The 4,848-nt window shown below is 62.7% G+C and carries 3 protein-coding genes and 1 pseudogene; 3 read left to right on the top strand and 1 reads right to left on the bottom strand.

The window, feature by feature from the left end; translation table 11 throughout:
* Positions 1-93: 93 nt before the first annotated feature.
* Positions 94-225 (top strand): annotated as a pseudogene (locus ABSB13_RS16525) (XRE family transcriptional regulator); the annotation flags it as partial.
* A gap of 16 nt (positions 226-241) precedes the next feature.
* Here ABSB13_RS16525 and ABSB13_RS16530 read toward each other — a convergent pair.
* Positions 242-1,054 carry an IS5 family transposase gene (locus tag ABSB13_RS16530; RefSeq protein ID WP_428110412.1) on the bottom strand — a complete coding sequence of 271 codons (813 nt, stop codon included), beginning with the start codon at positions 1,052-1,054 and terminating at the stop codon, positions 242-244.
* A 104-nt stretch (positions 1,055-1,158) separates the two neighbouring features.
* On the opposite strand from ABSB13_RS16530, the gene ABSB13_RS16535 reads away from it, so the two are divergent.
* Complete coding sequence (locus ABSB13_RS16535) at positions 1,159-4,524, top strand: AAA family ATPase (RefSeq protein WP_428110414.1); 3,366 nt, start codon at positions 1,159-1,161, stop codon at positions 4,522-4,524.
* 90 nt (positions 4,525-4,614) lie between these two features.
* A complete protein-coding gene (locus ABSB13_RS16540) occupies positions 4,615-4,776 on the top strand; it encodes a hypothetical protein (RefSeq protein ID WP_428110415.1) in 162 nt (53 codons plus the stop codon).
* The last annotated feature ends 72 nt before the right edge of the window (positions 4,777-4,848 follow it).

The following is a 4,848-nucleotide window of genomic DNA, read 5'->3' on the forward strand; positions in this document are numbered from 1 at the left end:
GCTGCGACGATGACGATGCACTCCAACGTCATGAGCGCCATCAAAGAGAAGCTACATGGCTGGAAAACCACGTAGGCGCGGGCCGCGCGCCAGCTCGGCATCACGCAGCCTCGCCTCAATGACTTGCTGCATGGCAAAATCAATGAGTTCTCGCTCGATGCCCTGCTAATCTTGGCGGCGCGTGCGGGTCTCAAGGTTAGGATCGACGTTCGGTCGGCCGCCTGAGAGTCGGTTTCGAAAGTCATGAAGCACGAGCGATCCGACGCACGAGCAGTATGACAGATGCGGCGTAGAGGAAGGCGCGTGCGGAGTCGATGGTGGCCTCGAAGTCCTTTGCCAGCCGTCGATTGCGCCCGATCCAGGCGAAGAACCGCTCGACCACCCAGCGCCGCGGATTAACAGCAAACCCGACCTGATCAGGGTTCTTGCGCACGATCTCGATGGCAATCACCGTGGCCTTGGCCACCATTTCGCCGGCGTATCCGCTGTCGGCAAAAACCCGCTTGATGAAGGGAAACGAGCGGCGCGAGGCGTGTAGCAGCGGCCCACCGCTATCACGATCCTGAAGACTTGCCGGATGCGGTTCGAGCACGAAGCCACGCCCATCTGTGTCAACGAGAGCATGGCGCTTGCGCCCGTTGATCTTCTTTCCAGCATCATAACCGCGTGGGCCGCCGGCCTCGGCGGTCTTGACGCTCTGGCTGTCGATAATCGCGGCCGAGGGGCTGGCGTCGCGCCCGACCCGTTCGCGATCTGCCATTACGAGCGCGTGGTTTATCCGTTCAAAACGTCCGTCGTCGCGCCAGGCAGCAAACCAGCGGTAAATCGTCCCCCATGGCGGCAAGTCCTTCGGCAGCAGGCGCCACGGGCAGCCCGCCCGCATGACATAGAAGATGCCGTTGACGATCTCGCGCATTGGCCACTGGCGCGGCCGGCCCGTCGCGCAGGGCTTCGGCAAATGCGGCGCGATCACGCGCCACTCTGCGTCGGTCAGATCGGTCTGGTATCGCGCGACGATGCGACTATGCTGCTGTCGAGTAGTTGGCGTCCACATGGCGAATCCAAGGTTGGTTCAAGAAACACCTTGGAATCACGGCGAGCGCCAGTGACTCAACCTTTTTCAAAAACTACCGCTGAAAAGAGCCGGGGGGACTGAACTTGGATATCGACGGTTGGCTCCGCGGGATCGGCCTCGCCCAGTATGCCGAGATGTTCCGCGCCAACGACATCGACATCGAGCTGCTGGGCCGGCTGACCAACGACGATCTCAAGGACATCGGCGTCGCGTCGTTCGGCCATCGCAAGAAGCTGTTGGAGGCGATCGCGGCCCTCGTTGTGGCGCCCGAAGCTCCCTCGCCGATACCCGTCGCCGCGATGGACCCGAAGACCCAGGACACCGCCGAGCGCCGCCAAGTTACGGTGATGTTCTCCGACCTTGTTGGTTCGACGGCGCTCTCCGCCCGCATGGACCCCGAAGACCTGCGCGAGGTTATTTCCGCCTATCAGAGATGCGTAGCCGAAACCGTGCGCCGCTTCGACGGGTTTGTGGCCAAGTACATGGGCGACGGCGTGCTGGTTTATTTCGGCTACCCGCAGGCCCATGAGGACGACGCCGAGCGGGCAGTGCGGGCGGGGCTAGAACTGATTGGTGCCGTGAGCGCGCTCAAACCGAACGCTCCCCTGCAAACCCGTGTCGGCATAGCAACCGGGCTCGTTGTCGTTGGCGATCTGGTTGGATCAGGCGAGGCACAGGAGCGCGGCATCGTCGGCGAGACGCCGAACCTCGCGGCGCGCTTGCAAGGGATCGCCGAGCCGAACATGGTGGTCATCGCCGAGGACACGCGAAAACTTCTCGGCAATCTGTTCGAGTTGCAGGACCTCGGGGCGAAGGACCTCAAAGGCATCGCCGGTCCGGTGCGAGCCTGGGCGGCAGTTCGGGCGAGTTCAGTGGAGAGCCGCTTCGAGGCGCTGCACACAACCGGCCTGACCGCATTGGTCGGGCGGGAAGAAGAACTCGAATTGTTGCTGCGGCGCTGGTCGAGAGCGAAGACCGGCGAAGGCCAGGTGGTACTCCTTTCCGGCGAGGCCGGTATCGGTAAATCGCGGCTCACGGCCGCACTGCTGGAACGCCTCGCCAGCGAACCGCACACGCGCTTGCGCTACTTCTGCTCGCCGCAGCACACCGACAGCGCGCTTTATCCGGTCATCAGCCAGATGGAACGTGCCGCAGGCTTGGCCCACGGCGACACCGCGCAAGCAAAGCTCGACAAACTCGATGCGGTGCTGGCGCAGACTTCGACCCCCATCCAGGAAGCGGCGCTCTTTGCGGAGATGCTGTCGCTCCCGAATGATGGACGGTATCCGGCGCTCGACCTGGCCCCGGAACAGCGCAGGCAGAGAACGCTGGAAGCCCTGACGGCACAACTCGCGGGACTGGCTAGACAGCAGCCGGTGTTGATGATCTTCGAAGATGCACATTGGATCGACCCCACGAGCCTGGAAGCGTTCGGTCGGACGGTGGATCGAATTAAAACCCTATCGGTGCTGCTCATCGTAACTTTCCGCCCCGACTTCAACGCGCCGTGGGTGGGGCATTCACATGTGATGTTCCTGGCACTCAACCGGCTTGGAGAGTGTGAAACGGCGGCCATCATCGCGGATCTTGTCGGCAACAAGGGGCTACCAGCTGATGTGATGGCGGAGATCTTGGAGCGCACCGATGGCATTCCCCTGTTTGTCGAGGAGATGACGAAGGCGGTGCTGGAGGCGGAGGGCGAGGGCGAAGCGCGGCGCACCGTTGCGGCGGTTCCGTCCCCGGCTCTGGCGGTGCCCGCAAGCTTACACGCCTCGCTGATGGCGCGGCTCGACCGGCTCGGCCCCGCCAAGGAGGTAGCGCAGATCGGGGCGGCGATCGGCCGGGAGTTCTCCCATGCCCTGCTGGCTGCGGTGGCACGCAAGCCCGAAGCTGAGCTGAGCGCGGCGCTGGAGCGTCTGATTGGGGCCGGTTTGCTGTCCCGGCAGGGCGTACCGCCACATGCGACTTATCTGTTCAAGCATGCGCTGGTGCAGGACGCGGCTTATGGCACGCTGCTGCGCGAGCCGCGCCGCGCGCTGCACGCCCGCATCGCCGAAACCCTTGAAAGCCAATTCGCCGAGATCGTCGAGCGTCAGCCGGAGCTGCTGGCGCGTCACTGCACCGAGGCCGGGCTGATCGAGAAGGCGGCGAGGTTATGGGGCAAAGCGGGACAGCGGTCGCTCGCGCGTTCGGCGCTGATCGAAGCCGTGGAGCAGCTTAGGCGTGCGCTCGAACAGATCGCGACCTTGCCTGGCACACCGGCGCTGCGTCGCGAAGAGATCAAACTTCAGGTCGCGCTCGCAAACGCTCTGATGCATACCAAAGGCTATGCGGCGCCTGAGCCCAAAGCGGCCGTCGAGCAGGCACGCTTGCTGATCGAGCGAGCGGAGGCGCTCGGCGAGCCTCCCGAAGACCCGCTGCTGCTGTTCTCGGTCTTCTACGGCCTCTGGGTCGCGAATTTTGTGGCATTCGATGGCGATGTCAGTCGCGATCTCGCGGCCCAGTTCCTGGCGCTCGCCGAGAAGCAAGGAACAACGGTTCCGCTCATGATTGGACATCGCCTCATGGCCACTTCCTTGGTGGGTACGGGGGACATCGCGAAAGCGCGGGCGCACTGCGATAAGGCGATCGCGCTTTACGATCCCGCCGAGCATCGCCCGCTGGCGACGCGATTTGGCCAAGACGTTGGGGTGGCGATCCTCTTTTGGCGATCGTGGGCCTTATGGTTGCTTGGCTATCCCGAGGTCGCGCTCGCAGACGCAGACGACGCGCTCAAGAATGCGCGCGAGATCGGTCACGCCGGCACGCTGATGTACATTCTAGCAACATGGACCCATATCCAGTGCGGCGACTACGCAATCGCAGTTGCGCAATCCCAGGAACTTCTCGCGCTGGCGGACGAAAAAGGCGCCCCCTTGTGGAAGGCCCTTGGAATGATGGCCCAAGGTGCCGTATTGGCCCCGACCGGCAATGCTTCAGACGCGAGCAAAATGCTGACCTCCGGAATTACTGCCTATCGATCAACGGGATCAACACTGTATCTGCCATTTTATTTGTCATATTTGGCACACGCCCGTGCGGAACTCGGCCAATTCGATGACGCTCGGCGCTGCATTGGTGAAGCGATGACGACGGTTGAAACAACCAACGAAAGGTGGTTTGAACCCGACATCCATCGAAAGGCCGGGGAAATCGCGCTGATGTCGCCGGAGCCGGATGCTGCGAAAGCGCAAGCCTATTTCGAGCGCGCGCTCGCGGTTGCGCGCAAGCAACAGGCAAAGTCCTTAGAACTGCGCGCGGCGATGAGCATGGCGCGGCTGTGGCGTGACCAGGGGAAGCGGCAGCAAGCCCACGATCTTCTCGCGCCGGTCTATGGCTGGTTCACCGAAGGCTTCGACACGCTCGATCTGAAGGAGGCCAAGGCCTTGCTTGATGAGCTGCACGGCTGACTACGAATTTCGAAACGGCCTCTGAGAGACTGTCGCGGCGTCAGCAGCCAAACCAACAACCAACCAACCAACGGAAGTTGCCTCGGCTTCGTGAACATGCACCAGGACGGCGAGGGCTTCAACATCGTCCTCCAAGCGCTGCCGATCAACGGCAAGATTGTCCTGCGACCACCCAAGGCGCAGACCGACGAGCCAAAACAGACGCCAGGGAAAGACAACGTGCGGCCCCTCAAAAACAGCCGCGAGAAATAACTGCTCTTTGAACTTTCAGGCTCGGCATCCGCCTACGCTTGAAACTCAGCCCCGCCACTCAGGTGCGCGGGG

This window comes from Binatus sp. (SeqCode) (assembly GCF_050013435.1).
Classification (GTDB): domain Bacteria; phylum Desulfobacterota; class Binatia; order Binatales; family Binataceae; genus Binatus.